Annotated in this window: 17 protein-coding genes, 1 tRNA gene and 1 pseudogene; 7 read left to right on the forward strand and 12 right to left on the reverse strand. The window is 68.2% G+C overall.

Annotated features, from left to right (window positions below; all coding sequences use genetic code 11):
• Positions 1–16 precede the first annotated feature (16 nt).
• Positions 17–916: an aspartyl/asparaginyl beta-hydroxylase domain-containing protein gene (locus D7Y21_RS19835; protein ID WP_121715038.1), complete on the reverse strand. Its 900-nt coding sequence runs from the start codon at positions 914–916 to the stop codon at positions 17–19.
• A 176-nt stretch (positions 917–1,092) separates the two neighbouring features.
• On the opposite strand from D7Y21_RS19835, the gene D7Y21_RS19840 reads away from it, so the two are divergent.
• Together D7Y21_RS19840 and D7Y21_RS19845 are read left to right on the forward strand one after the other, a co-directional pair.
• Positions 1,093–1,644: a hypothetical protein gene (locus tag D7Y21_RS19840; protein ID WP_120566698.1), complete on the forward strand. Its 552-nt coding sequence runs from the start codon at positions 1,093–1,095 to the stop codon at positions 1,642–1,644.
• A gap of 327 nt (positions 1,645–1,971) precedes the next feature.
• Entirely contained in the window at positions 1,972–2,979 is a 1,008-nt protein-coding gene (locus tag D7Y21_RS19845) for a hypothetical protein (protein ID WP_121715040.1), read from the forward strand.
• 33 nt (positions 2,980–3,012) lie between these two features.
• Here the strand turns inward: D7Y21_RS19845 and D7Y21_RS19850 are convergent, their stop codons facing one another.
• The 3 genes from D7Y21_RS19850 to D7Y21_RS19860 form a co-directional block, all read right to left on the reverse strand.
• The gene (locus D7Y21_RS19850) at positions 3,013–3,561 is read right to left on the reverse strand and encodes a redoxin domain-containing protein (protein ID WP_121715041.1); all 549 of its coding nucleotides are present in this window, start codon (positions 3,559–3,561) and stop codon (positions 3,013–3,015) included.
• Positions 3,561–4,148 carry a protoglobin domain-containing protein gene (locus D7Y21_RS19855; protein WP_121715043.1) on the reverse strand — a complete coding sequence of 196 codons (588 nt, stop codon included), beginning with the start codon at positions 4,146–4,148 and terminating at the stop codon, positions 3,561–3,563. The genes D7Y21_RS19850 and D7Y21_RS19855 overlap by 1 nt, the downstream gene beginning before the upstream one ends.
• Positions 4,149–4,243: 95 nt before the next feature.
• Positions 4,244–4,903, reverse strand: coding sequence for a MarR family winged helix-turn-helix transcriptional regulator (locus tag D7Y21_RS19860; RefSeq protein ID WP_121715045.1), 660 nt, complete (start codon positions 4,901–4,903; stop codon positions 4,244–4,246).
• 76 nt (positions 4,904–4,979) lie between these two features.
• Between D7Y21_RS19860 and D7Y21_RS19865 the strand changes: the two genes are divergently transcribed.
• The gene (locus D7Y21_RS19865; RefSeq protein ID WP_121715047.1) at positions 4,980–6,464 is read left to right on the forward strand and encodes a hypothetical protein; all 1,485 of its coding nucleotides are present in this window, start codon (positions 4,980–4,982) and stop codon (positions 6,462–6,464) included.
• Between the two features lie 57 nt (positions 6,465–6,521).
• Positions 6,522–6,923: a hypothetical protein gene (locus D7Y21_RS19870; RefSeq protein WP_120566704.1), complete on the forward strand. Its 402-nt coding sequence runs from the start codon at positions 6,522–6,524 to the stop codon at positions 6,921–6,923.
• A 563-nt stretch (positions 6,924–7,486) separates the two neighbouring features.
• On the opposite strand, the gene D7Y21_RS19875 is transcribed toward D7Y21_RS19870, so the two are convergent.
• From D7Y21_RS19875 to D7Y21_RS19920, 7 genes are all read right to left on the reverse strand, one after another.
• A tRNA-Met gene (locus D7Y21_RS19875) sits at positions 7,487–7,562 on the reverse strand.
• 391 nt (positions 7,563–7,953) lie between these two features.
• Complete coding sequence (locus D7Y21_RS19885) at positions 7,954–8,583, reverse strand: hypothetical protein (RefSeq protein ID WP_120566705.1); 630 nt, start codon at positions 8,581–8,583, stop codon at positions 7,954–7,956.
• 69 nt (positions 8,584–8,652) lie between these two features.
• Positions 8,653–9,438, reverse strand: coding sequence for a hypothetical protein (locus D7Y21_RS19890; RefSeq protein WP_121715049.1), 786 nt, complete (start codon positions 9,436–9,438; stop codon positions 8,653–8,655).
• Positions 9,435–9,836 (reverse strand): hypothetical protein, encoded by a 402-nt coding sequence (locus D7Y21_RS19895; RefSeq protein ID WP_121715051.1) that lies wholly within the window; start codon positions 9,834–9,836, stop codon positions 9,435–9,437. Before D7Y21_RS19895 ends, D7Y21_RS19890 begins: the two co-directional genes overlap by 4 nt.
• Positions 9,837–9,911: 75 nt before the next feature.
• A complete protein-coding gene (locus D7Y21_RS42250) occupies positions 9,912–10,562 on the reverse strand; it encodes a hypothetical protein (protein WP_199724603.1) in 651 nt (216 codons plus the stop codon).
• A complete protein-coding gene (locus D7Y21_RS42255; RefSeq protein ID WP_199735458.1) occupies positions 10,559–12,556 on the reverse strand; it encodes an AHH domain-containing protein in 1,998 nt (665 codons plus the stop codon). Before D7Y21_RS42255 ends, D7Y21_RS42250 begins: the two co-directional genes overlap by 4 nt.
• A gap of 90 nt (positions 12,557–12,646) precedes the next feature.
• Positions 12,647–13,885, reverse strand: coding sequence for a styrene monooxygenase/indole monooxygenase family protein (locus D7Y21_RS19920; RefSeq protein WP_121715053.1), 1,239 nt, complete (start codon positions 13,883–13,885; stop codon positions 12,647–12,649).
• Positions 13,886–14,068: 183 nt separating this feature from the next.
• Between D7Y21_RS19920 and D7Y21_RS19925 the strand changes: the two genes are divergently transcribed.
• The 3 genes from D7Y21_RS19925 to D7Y21_RS19935 all read left to right on the forward strand — a co-directional run bounded on the left by D7Y21_RS19925 (position 14,069) and on the right by D7Y21_RS19935 (position 16,980).
• On the forward strand, positions 14,069–15,160 hold the full coding sequence (locus tag D7Y21_RS19925) for a vWA domain-containing protein (protein ID WP_120567257.1): 1,092 nt from the start codon (positions 14,069–14,071) through the stop codon (positions 15,158–15,160).
• A gap of 89 nt (positions 15,161–15,249) precedes the next feature.
• Positions 15,250–15,858, forward strand: a complete 609-nt coding sequence (locus D7Y21_RS19930) for an isochorismatase family cysteine hydrolase (protein WP_120567258.1) — start codon at positions 15,250–15,252, stop codon at positions 15,856–15,858.
• 87 nt (positions 15,859–15,945) lie between these two features.
• Positions 15,946–16,980: an outer membrane protein assembly factor BamE gene (locus D7Y21_RS19935; protein ID WP_121715055.1), complete on the forward strand. Its 1,035-nt coding sequence runs from the start codon at positions 15,946–15,948 to the stop codon at positions 16,978–16,980.
• 97 nt (positions 16,981–17,077) lie between these two features.
• Here the strand turns inward: D7Y21_RS19935 and D7Y21_RS41845 are convergent.
• A pseudogene (locus D7Y21_RS41845) lies at positions 17,078–17,623 on the reverse strand (hypothetical protein); the annotation flags it as partial.

The raw sequence follows: 17,623 nt of genomic DNA on the forward strand, positions 1-17,623 counted from the left end.
GGCGCGATGCTCACCCTCACCCGCGCCAGAAGCGGCGCACCTGGGCGTCCGTGCGTTCCTGTTCCGCGAAGCGGACGAGGAGGGGTTCGGACAGGGTCTCCGGCACGCGCAGCTGGGCGAGCATCGCGCGGACCTCGAACTTGCGCGTGAGGCCGAGCAGGGCCTCGCGCTCGGGCACGGTGAGGCCGGGGTGCCAGCAGTCGGCGATGAGCACCACGCGGCGCTCGGTGCCCCGGTTCCAGGTCTCGTGCTCGAAGGAGTCGTGGAAGGTGAGCACGCGGCCCGGCTGCCAGTGCCGGGTTTCCGAGCCCACGCGGATGCCGCAGCCCTCCGGCACCTTGAGCCCCAGGTGCAGCCGCATCCGGAAGCCGTCCCATGAGCAGTGCGGCGTCAGCGTGGTGCCGGGCGCGTGCGAGGAGAACAGCACGTCCGCCAGCGGGAAGTCGGTGCACTCGCCGTCCAGCGACAGCACCGCTGCGGCTGTCTCCTCCATGGCGAGCTGGGGCCAGAAGAGGCGGTCGGTGCGCTCGCCGCCGAAGTAGATGGGGTGCACGGACCAGTGGCCAGTGCCGACGATGCCGGAGTCGTAGTGCAGCAGGTCCGCGTTCTCCAGCCGCTCCATGTCGCGCGTCACCGCGGCCAGGCAGCCCTCCAGCGCCTTCGCGGCCGGTGGTGGCGGGTCGCGCCACGGGTGCTCATCCAGGCCGGGGAACGGCGGGAAGATGGTGGGGGACTGGTCAGGCCTGACGGGCAGTGCGGGCACCTGGCCCATGAGCATGCGCAGATAGTGTTTCAGCCGGTCCAGCTCCGGCCCCGCGCCCAGGACCGCGTCGACGTAGCCGCCCTGCCGGGCCAGGTCGACGATGCGCTGGCGCACCTGCGCGGTGATTTCCTGAGGCGATGTCTGCGCGACCATGGTGCGGTGCCTCCGATGGAGAGGCGCAAGCCATAGCCCGGCGGCGAATGCAGCGTCCAGGGGTGGCGCTGACCCGTTCGCGGATGACCCGGTCCCTCCTCGGACACGCCACGGGAATAACTCCGGACGCGGGCGTAACAGCGGGGCAACGCCCACTCATTGAGAGGTTTCACACCATGATGCGACTGTCCCTGTTCGCGGCACTGACCCTCCTGTTGACCACCCCGGCCTGCGGCCCCGCCGATGAGATGGATTCCGAAGCCGGGTTTGGGATCGAGCAGGTGGAGCAGGCGGCGACGCAATCCGCGGGCACCACGTCGGAGGAGCTGCCGCCCATCAACTGCCCCAGCCGGATGGTGGCCTACTTGATGGGGTGTAGTGGCACCGGCTGCGACAACGTGTCGATGAGCTGCCGGGACATTCCAAGCAGCGCCGTGGTTGGCAGCAAGGCTTGGACGGCGGCATTCTCCGAGGAGACCTCGACGCCCACCGTCTGCCCCTCGGGCTCCTGGGTGACGGGTGTGTCCTGCACGGGCGGCTACTGCGACAACGTCTCGCTGGAGTGCACGAAGATCACCGGGCCCACCGCGGTGGACTGCCACTGGACCGGTTGGATCTCCGACGAGACCGCCCCCTATCAGGCCCCCGAGAACTACTTCATCCGGGGCGCGAAGTGCCGGGGTTGGTATTGCGACGACATGAGCTTCCAGGTCTGCAGGATGGGCTGAGGTTCCGGCGGACCCATTCCAATGCCACCGCGCGAGCGGACAGACTGGGCTCCTTCAAGTCCGAAGGGGGAGCTGTCCTTGAATTTTTCGTCTGTCCGCCGTGCGCTGTTGCCGTGGGTGTTGCTCGTGTCCGCCTGCAAGGGTGAGGGCACCGTGGGCTCTCAAGGGCCTCAAGGGCCTCAAGGGCTCCAGGGGGAATCGGGGCCCGCGGGAGCGCAGGGGCCTCAAGGCGAAACGGGACCCGCGGGAGCCCAGGGGCCTCGCGGTGACGTCGGGCCCGCGGGAGCGCCGGGCAGCTCCGGGACGGACGGGCTTCTGGCCGCGCGCGTGCGGATCATCCCCCTGCAAGCCACCGCGCTGGAGTCCGGCGCCGCGCTCATGGCCGCCGTGGACGCGGTGCCTTCCGATGGTTCGCAGACGTGGGTGCTGAAGCTCGGCGCCGGCACCTATGACCTGGGGACGGCGGGCCTGGTGCTGAAGCGGGGCGTGTTCCTGGAGGGCAGCGGCGTGGGCGTGTCGCGCATCACGTCCTCGACGGCCGGGGATGGCTCGGTGGTGGGCGCCTCTGGCGCGGGGCTGCGCCTGCTCTCCGTGATCAACACGGGCGGTGGGACGCGGTCGGTGGCGATCTTCAACAGCGACGATGGCTTCGCGGTGAGCGAAGTCCGGGCGGAGGCGTTCGCGGGCCAATCCCTCACCTTTGGTGTGCACTACCAGTCCGCCAATAGCATCACCCTGTCGCGCGTCGAATCCCAGGCGACGTCGGACCGGGGCCGGGTGATGGGGTTCGCGTTCGACCAGGTGGGCATCACGCTGGAGGACTCCAAGGCCGTCGCCCAGGGCACCGCGAGCGCGGTGGAGTCGGTGATTGGCGTGGGCGTGGCCGGAAAGTTCGGCTTCCTGCGCCGCGTATTCGTCAATGCCAGCGCGAGCAACGGAGCCCGGAGCTTCGGTGTGGAGGCGGCGGCCCAGAGCGTGGACATCGTGGACTCGCAGGTCTTCAGCGGAGGCGCCGGGCTGTCCGCGGCCCTGCACGCGGAGACGCCCGGCGTGTCCGTGCGCTCCAGCCGCCTGAAGGGGACCGGCACGGGAGGGGCCTTGGGCATCTACGCGGACTTCCCGGCTCCGCCGCCCGGGGTCCGCATGGGCATCGACCAGTCCTCCATCGAAGGCTACGAAACGTCCGTGTACCTCAAGGCGGGGAGCACGGCGCGGCTGGGCCACGCGACGCTCTACGGCGGGGTCTTCATGGAGCAGGGCGCGAGCGCCTTGTGCCTGTTCACCTTCAAGACCGTGCAGCAGGACACCCTGCCCGTGGACTCCAGCTGCCTGTGACGAGTCCCGCCCTCGCGGCCAATGACTCCGCGCTTACCTGCAGCCGCTGTCGTCACAGGCGGCGGGGACCTTCTGGGGTGCAGGCCGCTGCACTCCGGATGCGGGGCCCGTCTGGGCCTCGAGGAGCAGGGTTTGAAGTTCAGCGCCCAGCTGCAGGTCGTCGTGCATGCCGAAGACCTGCCGGCGAAGCCGTCCCTGCGCATCGATGAGGACGGTCGTCGGCGTTCCTTGCATGGCGTACGCCCTCATGGTCCGCGGGATGGGGTCGCCACCTTCGCCCGGTGCGTCCACGCCCACCGGGAACCTCACCCGGTACTCGTGGAGGAACGCCCGCAGGGATTCGAGCTTCATGGCTTCGTGGTGTTCGAAGACCGTGTGCAGTCCGACCACGACGAGCGGCGCGCCCGCGAAGACTTCAGCGACGCGCTGGGCCTGCGGAATGCCCCGGGCGACGCAGCCCGGGCAGAGCATCTGGAAGGCGTGGAGGAGGATGACCTTGCCGCGGAGTCGCTCCAGGGTGAGCGGCTCTGGCGTATTGAGCCAGTCGGTCGTCCGCCAGTCCGGTGCGGGGCGCGGTGTCATCAGAAGTCCCCGTCCTTGACGTAGGGGTGGGCCCAGAGCGTCACCTGCAACAGGCACGACTTGACCCACGCCGCATGCATCTTCTCCACGTCCTCCGCGGAGTGGCCCTGCTCGGCCAGGAAGGGGCGCAGGGTGAAGGTGACCGGGAAGATGAGCGCGAACAGGTTCCGGAAGGGCACGAGGTCCGTCGAAGGGGCTCCGTCGGTCTTGTTCTTCCCGACCCGGTGGTGGCGCAGGCCGATCTCGTGCTGGTAGTCGAGCCAGGCCTGGTCGTACCGGGCGCTCGACGTATCGAGGATCCACTGGCCGAAGCGCTTGCGGACGGAGGTGAGGTAGTCACCCAGGGGCTTGCCGTCCGTCTTCCCGCTGAACGAGGCGAGCAGGTGAGGCTGGCTCCCGACGAACCCATACCAGACGTCGAGGATGGCCTCGACCCGCCCCTTCACGATGTCGTGCGACATGCGGAGGGACTTCACGTCCTCTTCGCCGAACAGGACGCTGGCCTTCATCTGTTCGAAGTCGTTGAGGGAGACCGGCGAGCGCGAAACGGACGCGGTGCCATGGGTATAGCCGGGGATGTTGCTCATTGTGTCTTCTCCTGCTCGGAGCAGAGCTCCGCCGTTGCCGTCGGCCGGAGTGGCCGCGGAAAGCCGTGTTCATTCGTGTTTGAGACTCGGGGGCGTCAGCCGCGACGCATGAACTGCTCCCAGACCTCGCGTCGCGCCGACTCCGCCGCGAGCTCGTGTTCCGGGCAGTCGACGCGCAGTTGCTCACTCGACAGGGGCGCGTCCACGAAGGCGCAGTGATGCGGCGACGCGCCCGGGCGTACATTTGGACGGAAGTGCGTGCAGGTCACGCACATGCCGGTGACCGGAACGAGCCCTTGCTCCTGGAGCATCCGGATCATCTTGACGATGCCGGCGAAGAACGCGCGCTGCTCCTCCGGGGAGAGGTCCGCGACCGCGTCCGCCATGAACTCTGGCCACGAACGCGCGCGGGCGCCGAGTGAGGCGCCCGTGGCCGTGGGCGTCAGGAGGCTGGCGCGCGGGTGCCTCGGGTCCGCGGAGCGGGTCACGAGCGCCTTCTCGACGAGGACACGGACGGAGTCGCTGATGGTGGGAAGCGTCACGCCGAGGCGCTCGCTCAACTCCTTGCCGGTGAGGGGCCCGTTCGCGACCAGCGTGGCGAGAATCTGTCCCTGCGTCGCGGACAGGCCCGCTCCATTCGCCTGCTGCCACGACTGCTGCTTCATCGCGAGCCCGATCTTGTGGAGCCCTGTCGCGATGCGCGCGGAGATGGGGTCGCTGTTCTCGTCGAAGTATCCCGGTCGCTTCCCAGTCATGCACTTGATCTAAGTTAGGACTCCTAAGTTGTCAAGACGACCGGGCGGAGCGCTCGTGTGGCAGAGTCGCCCCGCTTTGCATCCCTTCGCGTTCACCCGCCGGTTCCGGGCCTGGCACTTCGTGCTCGGAGCCTTGTTCATCTACACCGTGGTCTGCGTCTGGAGCGCCTTCCGGGGTGGGGTGTTCGCGTTCCACGACCTCGCGCTCCTGAACGACCTGTTCTCGAACGCGGTGCACCGGGGCCGCCCCTTCTGGGTGACGGACGCGGACCTCAACCACCTCACGGTGCACTTCACCCCGACGCTGCTGTTGCTCACGCCGCTGTTCCTGCTCAGCGATTCGCAGTTCCTGTTCATCCTGTTGGGATTGGTGGCGCTGTACGCGGCGGTCGGGCTCCAGGTCTGGTTCTTCGAGCGCATGGTCGAGGAGCACGAGCTGCTCCCCGCCGTCTGGAGGCCGTGGGTCTCGGCCGCCTTCACGCTGTACCTGGCGCTCAATCCGTTCGTGAAGACGGTCGCGCTCTCCGCGCACTTCGAGGTGTTCTTCCAGCTGGGCTCCACGGCGGTGCTCGTGATGCTCCTGAGGGGCGCGCGGATGCGGTGGGTCGTGCTCACGGCGCTGCTCACGTTGGGTGTGCGTCCGGATGGCGGCCTGTTCCTCGCCTTCCAGTCGGCGGCCTTGCTGCTGCTGCCGGCCGTGGCGCGTCCGCCGCGTGCGGTGCTCACGCGCAGGGCGCTCGGGGTGTCCGCGCTGGCGCTGGGCTATCTCGCGCTCTGTGTCGCGGTGGTGTTGCCGGCGCTCGGGACGCCTTCGGGCACGCGATTCTGGTCGCACTACGGCAGCACGTGGGGGCAGGTCGCCTTCACCGCGCTGGGCGACCCCAGCAGGGTGGTGCACGACGTGGCCACCAGCGGGCTGGTGGTCTTCCAGCGCAGCTTCTGGTGGATCCAACTGCTCTCGCCCGCGGCCACGCTGGTCAGCACGATTCCGGGCACCTTCTTCTTCATGGCGGATGCGCCGGACAAGCGACTGCTCTGGTTCTACAACTCCGCCTTCCTGCTGCCCGGGCTGGGCGTGTGCGCGGCGGCGGGCTTCGGGAGGCTCGCGGAGGCGTGGAAGCGCGTGCTCGCGCGTGGGCGGGTCCCTGTCTGGGCCGCGACGGTGCCCGCGCTGTTGCTCGCCGTGCTCGCGCTCCTCCAGGTCGCGCGCTTTGACCGGACCATCGGGTCTCCGCCGCTGCGCCCCATGCCGCCGGTGGATGGAGACTTCCGCCAGGCCTTCGAGCGCCAGGTCCAGGCCTGTGCTTCCTGGCGCGCGGTGGCCACGGACTTCCGCTCCATCGTCTTCGTGCCCAACGGCTACGACCGCTTCCTCCTGCACCACTATGAGCGGGCGCAGGTCGTGCTCGTTCCTCCGCGCGTGGACACGCTCCTCCTGGGAGCGGCCTCACGAGAGGCGTTGCTCGATACGCTCCAAGGTGATGCCCGGTTCGAAGAGGTGGCGGACCCGGGACCGGTCCGCGTCTTCGTGCGGAAGGATGCGCGCGGCTGCGGTTCGTGACGCGGTTCCAGGGGCGGTGGACGGAGGGGGCTCATCCGAGGTCCAATCACGGCCGTCATGACCCCAGACGAAGTGCAGAGAACCTTGGCGGACTCGGAGCTGGTGCCGTGCGCGGAGTTGTCACTCGCGGATGCCCGGAGGATGGTGGAGGGCTTCCTGGACGCGGACGTCCCCGCCCTCGTCCACCGTGAGGCGTGCGGCAAGGTCGGCTGCTCTCCGAAGTTCCAGGTGCTGGTGCGGCCCGAGGATGGGCCCCGGGTGGCCGCCCTGCTCCAGCAGGGGTGGCTGGAGTCGGTGCGCCGCGAGGGGCTGGTGCCAGAGGGGGCGACTCCCCGCCTTGTGCCCGCCGCCCCATCAGACGCCACCGAGGAAGAGGGAGAGCCTCCCTGCCCGGCCTGTGGAACGGCCGCCCCGCTGGTGGCGGGCGCCTGTAGCGACTGCGGCCTTCAACTCGAGTAGTCCGCCGCGTTCACTGGACGTCGGGTCTGACGGCTCAGCCCGCCAGCTTGCAGAGGGGTTTCAGATCGGCATCGTAGAAGCCCTCGCCCGCGACGTAGATGAGGCCCTTCCACTCGCGCGCGATCCATCCCTCCAGATTGTCGACCATCTCCCAGCAATCCTCAGTCGCACCTTATGGCTGTAGGAGCCGCTGCTGAGTTTGCCCTTCATGGCCTGGGCAAACTTCCTGCTTGGAATCCAGATGAACTCCCCTGCCTGGAATTGCAGCGACTTCCATCCGTCGACGAAAGGAGGAATGGGACGCCGGTTCGCCGCAGCCAGGACCGTGACAATGAAGGACCGGGCAAGGTCCGCTGCTGTGTCATCGCTCTCCCAAGGCAGCGTTAGAAAAGACGGTCGCCCATCATTTCCTTCATCCCAGCATTTTGTCTCGAATCCCCCAGGTTCCTTGCCGGAAGCCCTTCTGGGAAGTAGTGGGATTCGAACCTGCGGCCTGCGTGTTTTTGAGCGCGGCGTATCTGCCAGGTTGGGTCATTCCGGAGCGAGCTGCCTTGGATGTGAAGTCGGGATGACTGGATTCGAACCAGTGACCTCGCGCGTATGAGGCGCATGCTCTTGACCAGACTGAGCTACATCCCGTTGGGTTGGATTCCTCGAGGGAGGACCCGGACATGACTGAGGCCGGGTCCCCCCTCGGGAGCCCGGCCTCTGTCCATGCCCGTCCCGGTGTTACCGGATGGCGGCGTGGGTCAGGTGCCGGGCGGACAGCTGTGGAACGAGGCGATGGCCAGGTCCATGCTGTCGGGAGTGGGCTCCATGTCGGTGGGGCTCGGCTTGTCGCTCTTCGTCATGGGCATCACACTCCTTTCGCGGGGAGCAGGGACGCAGCGGAAAATCCGTCCTGACAGAGCTGCTTCCGCCAGCTCCGCTTTTCGATGCACCGGACGTTGTCCACGTCCGCGAGCGTCTTCAGATACCGGCCCAGGTCGAGCCGATACGTGCACCGGCTCCCGGAAATGACGACGCGGCGTCACTGCACGCCGGGCGCTCGGAACACCTGGCCGTTGCGGCCTTCCAGCACGAGGCTGGCCTCGTCCGAGCTGCCCACGCGCAGCTCCACGCGGGGCTGGCCTCGACGGTCCACCAGGAGCAGGCCCGGTGAGCCCTCCTCATCCGCGCCCAGGATGGCGCGGGGCCGCCCCGTCACGTCCGCCAGCTCCAGCCGCGACGAGCCGTCCACCTGGAGCCCCACGGAGAACAGCTCCGCGCCTCCGGCTTTGGACAGCGTCAGGCGTGGCGCCTCGTCGGAGAACACCATCAGCTCCGCCAGCGACTCGCCTTCCGCCGTGGAGAAGCGCAGGCGGGGCGAGTCGTCCTCGCCCACACCCAGCAGTGCCCGGGGCCGGCCTTCGCTGTCGTTCAACACCAGCGCCGCGCCGCCATGGCGGTTCGCTTCCAGGCTGGCCCGCGTGCGGCCCCTGGCGTCCTTGAGCACCAGCCGCGAGGCGACCAGCTCTCCCGATTGCGATGGCGGTGCTTCGTCACGCAGGGCCGCGGTTCCCAGTCCAACCCCAGCCAGCACGAAGGCCGCGAGGGTGAGGCCCTGCCACCGTCGGAGCCGGCCTTCCAGCCGCTCCATGCGCGCGTCCAGTGAGTCCATCCCGGCGTCGCCTCCTGTCCCACCCTGGTGGGACGGCAGGAGGCTAGCAGAGGCCGGCGGGTCTCCGCTTTAGCGGGGCAGGAAGAGGAGCAGGAACGTGGGCAGTGCGGCGACGAGGACGCCCACTCCGAGCGTGAGCACCATCTGGAGGAAGAAGAGGTCCTCCAGCGTCTCCTCCAGCACGCCCTCCAATCGGTCGATGGCCAACATCTCCAGCTCCCGCACCGCGGAAGGCACGTCCGGCGACGTCAGCACCGCGCGGAGTGCGATGAGTCCCAGCACCCGGCGGGACTGGTCCATGAGGAAGCCTTCCAGCCATCCGGCGCGGGAGGCCGCGGATTCGCGCTCCTCCTCGGGCTCCCGCATGCGCTCCGCCACCGACTCCTCGATGGCCCGGGTGAGCTCCGCGCGGCTGGGCGTGCTGGCCCCGCGCAACCGCCGGGCGACCTGCAGTGTCGCGGGCTTGAGGATGGCGTACGCATAGCCCATCAGCCCTCGTGCCCGGACCTCGCTCGCGAGCCGTGAGCTGACCCCGTGGAGCATCCAGACGTAGCCCCCGGCCAGGGCCAGGGGCAGGGGCGTGAGCACGAAGCTCAGGTAGTTCAGCCAGGAGGGCGTCGGAGCCGCGCCCGTCCAACGCGGCGCGAGCACGAAGACGCCCGCCAGCACCAGACCGAAGCACCCGAAGAGGAAGAAGCCCTTCAGCGCGCCCCTCACACCGGAGCCCAGCAACGCGGGCACCATGGCGAGGAGGCTCCGCATGCCCGCTCGGGTCATGCCTCCCATGGATTCACGCGGAGGCGCTTCGAGCGGCGCCGCGTCCGGGTCCCGTTGCTTCAAGGCCGCGTGGCTCATGACGAGCGCTCCATCTCGGCGGTGGCCCATCGGTCCACCTGTTCCGCGGAAGGCGGCGATACATGCGCGCTGGCCTTCAGCTCGCGCCTGCGCCGCCACCACAGCAGGAGCGCGGCGGCGCCGAAGAGCACTGCTCCCAAGGCCAGCCGGAACAGCAGCCACGGGATGGGGCCGGACCGGGAGCTCTGGCGTTCCTTCCACCACGCCGTGCCGGTTCCAATCAGTGCGAGCACGCCCGGAATGGCGGCCATGCGCCACAGGAGCCCACTGTCACGGCCCGGCACGAGCGCCAGGAGCCCCAGGAACACCGTCAGGGTCCACAGCAGGATGCGGCCCAGCCGGAAGTTCGTCAGCCCCACCAGCACCGCCGCGACGGGCTTCGAGCCCTCACCACTCATGTTGCGTCCCCATGGGGACGTCATCCTAGAGGGGAGCGGGCTCGCGACCAAAGCCAGCCCCGGGCGCGTCAGGGCTCACGGCTGGGGGCGCCACCACAGCCCCTTCAGTCCCGCCTGCTCACACGCCTGTCGTGCCTCCTCGGTGTAGCAGTAGTAGAGCAGCTCGGGGACGGAGAACACGGGCGGGAAGCCTCCGGGCGGCGGGCGGAGCACGAGCGGCTCGGCGTCCTCCTGGGCTAGGAATTCTTCGCCGCACTGGTGGAAGGGCACGCCCTTCACGAGGGTGCGCTCCCGGTCGAGGCAGTCGGTCCGCTCCAGCAACTGGAGGATGACGAAGTCCTCGTTCTTCAGCGCCGGGTCCGTCACCGAATGCCAGGTCCTCCTCCGAGGGTATCCGCTGTACACGAGGTGTTTGATGCGTTCCGCATAGATGACCGTGGGAATGAGGCGGTGGCGAAACGGGCCCACCTCTTCGAGCACGCGCACCATGCGCCGTGAGAGCAGCAGCCACCCCATGGACGTGGTGCACAGGTGGTCGCGTCCGGCGATCCACTCCAGGTTGCCGTAGTACTCGATAACCCCGGGCGCGCCCTGCTGGCTCTGATAACCAATGTCGGGAGCGAAGAACGTTACGTCCATGAAACCGTCGAACTCGATGAGATGGGCGTCGTAGATATCCGCATTCTCCTTGGCATGGGAGACATCTGTCGACAATGCATACATCATGTGGTGTGTAACTCCCTGTAAGAGGACAGCTCCAGCAAGGCCAGCTTCTTCCCCGTGAGCACCCTACCGCCGCGCTGCTCCTGGAACATCTTGATGACCGGCTCCTTCAGGCTCCCGGATTGGATGGCCTGACGCAGCTCGTGCTCGACCTTGAAGAGGGCCTCCTCAATAAGCTTGGGCGTCCAGCTGGAGGGCGCCCCCTTCGTGCGCAGCCTATTCCAAGCCGCCTCAAGCCGGGCGCTCACGAACTCGCTGTAGCGCGGGTGGCTGCCTGAGTGGATGAGTCGGCCCTCCACGTTGAGCCCGGAGTGCATGTCGAGGATGTTCGACCCTCGGTCAATCGTATAGCCTTTGAGCCGCTCCATGGCCATGCGGATCAGCGGGTGGGTTTGGGCGACCGCGTCTGGGATGAGGTGGTGCATGGGATGGCCCGCGGAGAGCCGGACTTCCGCTGCCGCCCGCGCCGCCGGACCCTGGGTCTTCTCCACCCAGTCCAGGTAGTTCTTCCGGTAGCGGGTGAAGACGCTGAGACGGGGCGTGCCCTTGCCGACCTTGAGCACCACCAATCCGTCTTCGAGCACCGTGAGTGCCCCGTACTCGTCGCCCAAGGCCCTTCCGTCCGGACGGCGCAGCCGGTAGGGCTGGGAGCCCGTATTCAACTTCTCCAGCCGGTAGCCGGCGGCCTGGAGCTCCCGCTTGAACACGTTGAACTCCGGCGTTCCTTCCTGCGGGATGCGGCGTCCGACGAAGTCCTTGAGCTTGTCCCAGTTGGGGAGCTTCTCCAGCAGCTTCTCCAACTCGGCGTCGCTGAGCGTGCGCTCGGTCAGGGTAGGCTCGGGATCCGGCTTGGACGTCCCGCCCTCCTCGACAGCCTTTGACAACAACGGTGCGCCGGAGCCCCAGGGATTGAAGGGCAGTGGGACAGACGGAGCGGCGGTGATGGAGCCCGGCTGGAAGACAGGGACACCCGCGTAGGCACCGCCGGGACCCGCCGCCGCCATCATATAGATGCGGGGCGGGGTGATTCTCACGGACGTCATCAGCTTGAGCCCACGTCCCGCGTTGGTCTTCACGCCCATCAGAGCCAGCGCGGCCATCGCGATGCTCACCAGCATCCGGAGGAAGGACTTGCTGGCCTCCTTCAGCTTCTCTGGTGAGCCATTGGCCTCCCAGGCCTGGGTGAGCCACAGCTGCGCGTGCTTCAGGGCCTCCCCTCCGGCCTCGATGAGGCCATGGGCTCCGAACGCCGCCAGGCCCAACTGGATGAGCGCCGCCGCGAGCTGTCCTACGCCGGTGGGCGTCGCCGCCAGGAAGGTGGACAGCGCCTCCGCGGCGATGAAGCCCACCACCATCGCGGAGATCTCCAGCCAGTTGTCCAGGATGGCCTTGCCGTACTGGCCGGTGACCTCTCCGAAGTACTGGTCCGCCTGCCGCACGGAGGTGAGGACGTCCTCCAGATGCCGGGCGGCCTTGCGCGCCTGGGCCATCGCCTCGTGGGTGATGGAGCCGCTCGACACGATTCCCTGGAGCTGGTTGGCGAAGGCGATGCTCACCAGCCAGATGCGCTCGCCCGCGACCAGCCGCACGTCACCGTCGACGCGCTGGACCCCCTTGCGGCCACTCTTCACGTTCACGTGATGAATGACATTCTCGTAGAAGCGCAGGTCCCGCCCCGGCTGGATGGCCTGCCGGTAGATGCGCGCGGCGATGGGCTCCAGGCGGTCCCCTGGACGGACCTGATAGAGCGTCGCCGCGGGCTCCGGCAGCTGGGTCGTGATGCGCAGGGTTTGTAGATAGCCTTGCAGCAGGTATCCCCCCGCCACGGTGGAGACATAGGACCAGCCAGGCGCCTGGGCATGGTCCCGGATGACGCTCACCCGCGTGCCCGGAGGCAGGGGCGCTGGCGTCAGGCAGGTGGAACCCTTCATCTCCGCGGGGAGCGTCCGTAGGTTGGCGCCATCACCCTGGTCGATGAATCCGAACTGAATCGTCATGTTCCCCCCTGTCTTGGGACTGAGAGGATTCAGCCACCCGGACCGGGAGAGAAGGACCGGCCGGGTGGGAATGACAAAGACTTACAGCCGCTACGCGGCGGCCGCGTGCTGGATGCGCGCCTCGGTCTCGTCGGGGCTGGCAATCCAGGGCCAGAAGCGCTGCGGCTCTCCGAAGTTGTCGAAGAACATGTCGGCCAGTGGAGACACCGCCGACGCGGCCCCCAGGTAACGCAGAACATGCGGCGGAGGCGGCTGGAGCAGCATGTTGGTGAACGCGGTGATGAACTGGCCCTCCGTTCGCCAGAAGTGCTCGAAGGTCTGCTCCATCCAGTCGGGCGTGAAGGGCTGGTCACCGTGCGCGAGGATGGCCTGTGTCATCGCATGCGCCTGCTTCGACGCGCTGTTGAGCCCCTGGCCCGCGATGGGGTCGTTGAGCATGACGACATCCCCCATCCCCATCACCGTGCGCCCCGAGGGCAGCCGCCCCACCGGCTTGCGCACCGTGGGCGTGAACGCGCCGGTGAGCCAGGAGGACTCGTCCACGATGCTGGCGCCCTCCAGCCGCTCCGCCACCCACGGTGAGAAGTCCCGCAGCACCTGCTTCATCCGCTCCATCGCCTCCCGCGCGGTGCTCACGCCGCCGAAGCGGTCCAGCCCCTGGCCGGGGATGGCCTCCAGCAGGAGGCAGTTCAGCGGGCCCCGGATGCGGTCGAAGTACGGCATGGCGAAGTACTCACCGTGGCCCGCCGTCAGGATGAACTTGAGCGCGGGGTAGGGCGTCTCGTGCAGCGGCTTCATGCCGGTGACAATCATTGCCGCGAGGTTCCGCGGCGGCTGCGTGTGGACACTGCGCTCGGCGTCCCGTTCGAACAGCCGGGTGAAGCTGTTGCGGCCCGTCGTCACGACCACCAGGTCATGTCCGGTCGCGAGCACCTCCAGCGCGTCCACGTCCACGTCCCGCACCACCACGCTGCCGCCGCGCCGCTCGAACTCCGCGAGCCAGCGGGAGTACTTCGCCCGCAGGTCCAGGGACTTGCCTGGATTCAGGATGCGCCCCTGGACGCGGATCGCCCGCTGGCCCGGCGCCGCGCAGACGTCCAGGTCCCCGCCCCGGGCGTACTCCCCCGGGCCCTTCCAGAAGTCGAGCCCCAGCTCCTGCTCGTACTGGTGGGCGCGGCCGAAGAGGTAGGTGGTCGCGGCGAGCCGGGCGTTGAAGATCTGCTCGGGCGTGCGGTCCGAGTAGACGGTGACCGTGTAGCCCTTCTCCAGCAGGCCAAAGCCGAGCTGCAGACCCGCCTGTCCCGCCCCGATGATGCCGATGTCCCTCATGGTCCCCCCTGGGTGATGCGCGGGCGTGACGCCCTGCCAGGACACTACGCAACGAGCCCCCGGTCCTGGCTACGGACGGCGGTACGAGGCCGCCCGGAAACCGACGCCTCGAAGCCCCCTTCCATGTCAGACCCCGCGAGTACTGTTCCTCCTGTCGCAGCAAGGAACGAGGGGGAACACGTCATGGCGAAGTCTGTGATTGATAACCGCGTCGAGGTCGTCTTCAGCTTTGACACCACGGGCAGCATGTATCCGTGTCTCGCGCAGGTGCGGAAGAAGCTGGGGGCCGCCGTGGCCCGGCTGACGAAGGAGATTCCTGGCATCCGCATCGGCATCATCGCGCACGGCGACTACTGTGACGCGAAGTCCACCTACGTGACCAAGGCGTTGGACCTCACGGACGACGCCAAGGCCATCACCCGCTTCGTGGAGAAGGTGGAGCAGACGGGCGGCGGAGACGCGCCGGAGTGCTACGAGCTGGTGCTGCATGAGGCCCGGAGCCTGTCCTGGACGGAGGGCTACACGAAGGCGTTCGTGCTCATTGGCGACGACGTGCCGCACCCGCCCCAGCACAACCCCAAGAAGCTGGACTGGCGCAAGGAGGTGGCCGCGCTGGGGGAGCAGGGCGTGCCTGTGTATGGCGTCCAGGCGCTGAACCGCCGTCACGCGACGTCGTTCTACAAGGAGCTGGCGGAGAAGTCGGGTGGCTTCCACCTGAGCCTGGATCAGTTCTCGCACGTCACCGATATGCTTCTGGCCGTCTGCTACAAGCAGTCCTCGGACGCGCAACTCCAGGCGTACGAAGCAGAGGTGTCCCGCGAGGGCCGCATGAACCGCGGCCTGAACGCGATGTTCAACACGATGCTCAAGCGGGCCGCGTCCACGCTCTTCGGTGAGACGGACCTGCGCGCGGTGTCTCCGGGCCGCTTCCAGGTGCTGGAGGTGGAGGCGGACAGCGCCATCAAGGAGTTCGTGACGGAGAACGGCCTGGGCTTCAAGACGGGCCGCGGCTTCTACGAGTTCACCAAGACGGAGACCATCCAGGGCCGCAAGGAGGTGGTGCTGATGGACCGCAAGTCCGGCGACCTCTACAGCGGCGAGCGCGCGCGGGAGATGCTCGGCCTGCCGCCCGGGGAGACGGTGCGCATCCGGCCCGCGAGCCTGGAGAAGTACGTCGTCTTCGTCCAGAGCACGTCCGCCAATCGCAAGCTCAAGGGCGGCACGAAGTTCCTCTACGAGGTGGAGGACTGGGACGGCGCTCGCGCTGCGGCCTGAGCCGGGGGATGGCTTGACGGCCTGTTGGAATGACTGACAAACATGGCGGACGTCCGGAATGGTCCGGTCCCTGTGCCTCGGAGTCCGCCATGTCGCTCGACCCTTCAACCACCGCTGTGTTGTTGATTGAGTACCAGAACGAGTTCGCCACCGAAGGCGGGGTGCTGCACCCGGCCGTGAAGGGCGTGATGGCGGAAACGAAGATGCTGGAGAACACCCTCGCGGTGGTGAAGGCCGCGCGCGCGAAGGGCGTGACGGTGATGCACGCGCCCATCACCTTCGCGGAAGGCTACGGCGAGCTGACCCGGCACCCCTACGGCATCCTGAAGGGCGTGGTGGACGGGAAGGCGTTCGTGAAGGGCAGCTGGGGCGCGCAGATCATTGATTCGCTGGCGCCGCAGAAGGGCGACATCGTGGTGGAAGGCAAGCGCGGCCTGGACACCTTCGCCAGCACCAACCTGGACTTCATCCTGCGCAGCAAGGGCATCAAGACGGTGGTGATGGGCGGCTTCCTCACCAACTGCTGTGTCGAGTCGACCATGCGCACCGCGTACGAGCACGGCTACAACGTCATCACCCTCACGGACTGCGCCGCCGCCACCTCCGCGGAGGAGCACCGCAACGCGCTCAAGTATGACTTCCCCATGTTCTCCCGCCCCATGCCGTCGTCGGAAGTGATTGGCATGCTGGGGGCGTAGGGCAGGGCGAGGCGGCGCGAACCCCCTTGCGGCAGTGCGTGCGACACCACTACAAGCACGCCGCTGCCTACCCGAGGGGGTTTTCGCGTGTATCGAAAGAATGTCCTCAGCGCCGTGCTCGCGCTGGGGTTGCTGACGGCGATGAGTGCCCAGGCCGAGGTGCTGTACGCCCAGGCCAACTTCCTGCTGAACAAGAACCAGCTCTCCGCGGTGAACTACCGCGGCAAGGGCGCGGCCATCCCCGTGGGGGCGAAGGTCGCGGTCATCGAGCGGGACAACGATGAGATTCGCTGCAAGGTCGTCGACTCCGGCGTCGAGTTCCGGTTCGTGACGCACCGGAGCCTGGGCAAGCCCATCAACGTGCTCTTCGCCGGCTTCTTTGCCGAGCAGGACCCGGCCCCGCGCATCGCCGCGCTGACGCCCGAGGACCAGAAGCAGGTCCGCGCCGGAGAGCTGGCCCGGGGCATGTCGCGCGAGGCCGTGCTGCTGACGGCGGGTCCGCCGCCGCCGCACCGCACGCCGTCGCTCCAGGGCAACCGCTGGACGTACTGGAGCTCGAAGTTGTCCACGTTCGAGGTCGAGTTCGGCCCGGATGACAAGGTCGTGCGGCTGAGCAACGAGCCCGTGGCCGCTCCCGCGCCCGCCCCCGCCCCCGTGGTGGAGAAGGCCTACTACGCGACCGCGAACTTCCACTTCGAGGACGGCACCGTGTCCTGGGTGAACTACCTCAAGGGCCCCATCATCCCGTTCAACGCGAAGGTGGAGGTGCTGGACAAGGGCTCGTCCTCCGTGAAGTTCAAGGTCGTGGAGACCGGCGCGGAGCTCGAGTTCACGAACGACGCGCGCTCGGGTTCGGAGACCTGGAAGCTGTTCCAGGCCTCGTTCGCGCCGGAGGACCAGGCCGCGAAGCTGGAGGCGCTGTCGGTGGATGACCGCAAGAAGGTCTCCGCGTCGGAAGTGGAGCCCGGCATGAGCCGCGAGGCCGTGCGCATGGCGTGGGGCCCGCCGCCCGCGCATGAGACGCCGTCGTTCCACTCCAGCACCTGGACCTACTGGAAGTCGAAGACGTCCAAGGTGCGGGTGAAGTTCGGCAAGGACGACAAGGTCGCCGCCATCGAGTAGCGCGGCGGCTGGAAGTCCGTGACGACACGAAAAAGGCGTGACGGCTCATCGCCGTCACGCCTTTTTTCATCACCGCCTCAGGCCTCGCGGCGGACGACTACAGGGTCGGGGCCTGGCTCATGCCGGCCGTGGGGTCCTGCATCGGGGGCTGGGCCAGGGACAGCACGCTGGTCGCGGCACCGCCCACCGCGCCCACGGCGCCGCCCACCGCGCCCACCGCGCCGCCCACCGCGTTCGCGGCGCCACCCACCGCGTTCGCGGCGCCACCCACCGCGCCCGCGACGCCACCCACCGCATCCGCGGCGCCCTGCACGCCCTGGGCAACACCCTGCACGCCCTGCGTGATGCCCTGCACCAGCTGGGCGATGCTGTTCAGTACGGTGGCGGCGCTATCCAGCAGCTTGCCCAGCTCCGCGGCCTTGCCGCCGATGCCGCCCACGTCGAAACCGTCCTGCTTCAGGGCCGACAGCTTGTTGCCCAGCTTCCCGGAGGGGGAGGACGCCGAGGCGTCCGGAAGGCCCGGCTTGTTGGGCTTGGAGGCGGCGTCCGCAGCGCCCGGCTTGGTGGGCTTGGAGGCGGCGTCCGCAGCGCCCGGCTTGGTGGGCTTGGAGGCGGCGTCCGCAGCGCCCGGCTTGGTGGAGGA

Source organism: Corallococcus sp. AB045, from assembly GCF_003668895.1.
In the GTDB taxonomy this organism is placed as follows: Bacteria; Myxococcota; Myxococcia; order Myxococcales; family Myxococcaceae; genus Corallococcus; species Corallococcus coralloides.

Coding starts and splice junctions, on each gene's coding strand:
- D7Y21_RS19835 (WP_121715038.1), bottom strand. CDS start 916: ATGGTCGCGCAGACATCGCCTCAGGAAATCACCGCGCAGGTGCGCCAG.
- D7Y21_RS19840 (WP_120566698.1), top strand. CDS start 1,093: ATGATGCGACTGTCCCTGTTCGCGGCACTGACCCTCCTGTTGACCACC.
- D7Y21_RS19850 (WP_121715041.1), bottom strand. CDS start 3,561: ATGACACCGCGCCCCGCACCGGACTGGCGGACGACCGACTGGCTCAAT.
- D7Y21_RS19855 (WP_121715043.1), bottom strand. CDS start 4,148: ATGAGCAACATCCCCGGCTATACCCATGGCACCGCGTCCGTTTCGCGC.
- D7Y21_RS19860 (WP_121715045.1), bottom strand. CDS start 4,903: ATGACTGGGAAGCGACCGGGATACTTCGACGAGAACAGCGACCCCATC.
- D7Y21_RS19870 (WP_120566704.1), top strand. CDS start 6,522: ATGACCCCAGACGAAGTGCAGAGAACCTTGGCGGACTCGGAGCTGGTG.
- D7Y21_RS19885 (WP_120566705.1), bottom strand. CDS start 8,583: ATGGACTCACTGGACGCGCGCATGGAGCGGCTGGAAGGCCGGCTCCGA.
- D7Y21_RS19890 (WP_121715049.1), bottom strand. CDS start 9,438: ATGAGCCACGCGGCCTTGAAGCAACGGGACCCGGACGCGGCGCCGCTC.
- D7Y21_RS19895 (WP_121715051.1), bottom strand. CDS start 9,836: ATGAGTGGTGAGGGCTCGAAGCCCGTCGCGGCGGTGCTGGTGGGGCTG.
- D7Y21_RS42250 (WP_199724603.1), bottom strand. CDS start 10,562: ATGATGTATGCATTGTCGACAGATGTCTCCCATGCCAAGGAGAATGCG.
- D7Y21_RS42255 (WP_199735458.1), bottom strand. CDS start 12,556: ATGACGATTCAGTTCGGATTCATCGACCAGGGTGATGGCGCCAACCTA.
- D7Y21_RS19920 (WP_121715053.1), bottom strand. CDS start 13,885: ATGAGGGACATCGGCATCATCGGGGCGGGACAGGCGGGTCTGCAGCTC.
- D7Y21_RS19925 (WP_120567257.1), top strand. CDS start 14,069: ATGGCGAAGTCTGTGATTGATAACCGCGTCGAGGTCGTCTTCAGCTTT.
- D7Y21_RS19930 (WP_120567258.1), top strand. CDS start 15,250: ATGTCGCTCGACCCTTCAACCACCGCTGTGTTGTTGATTGAGTACCAG.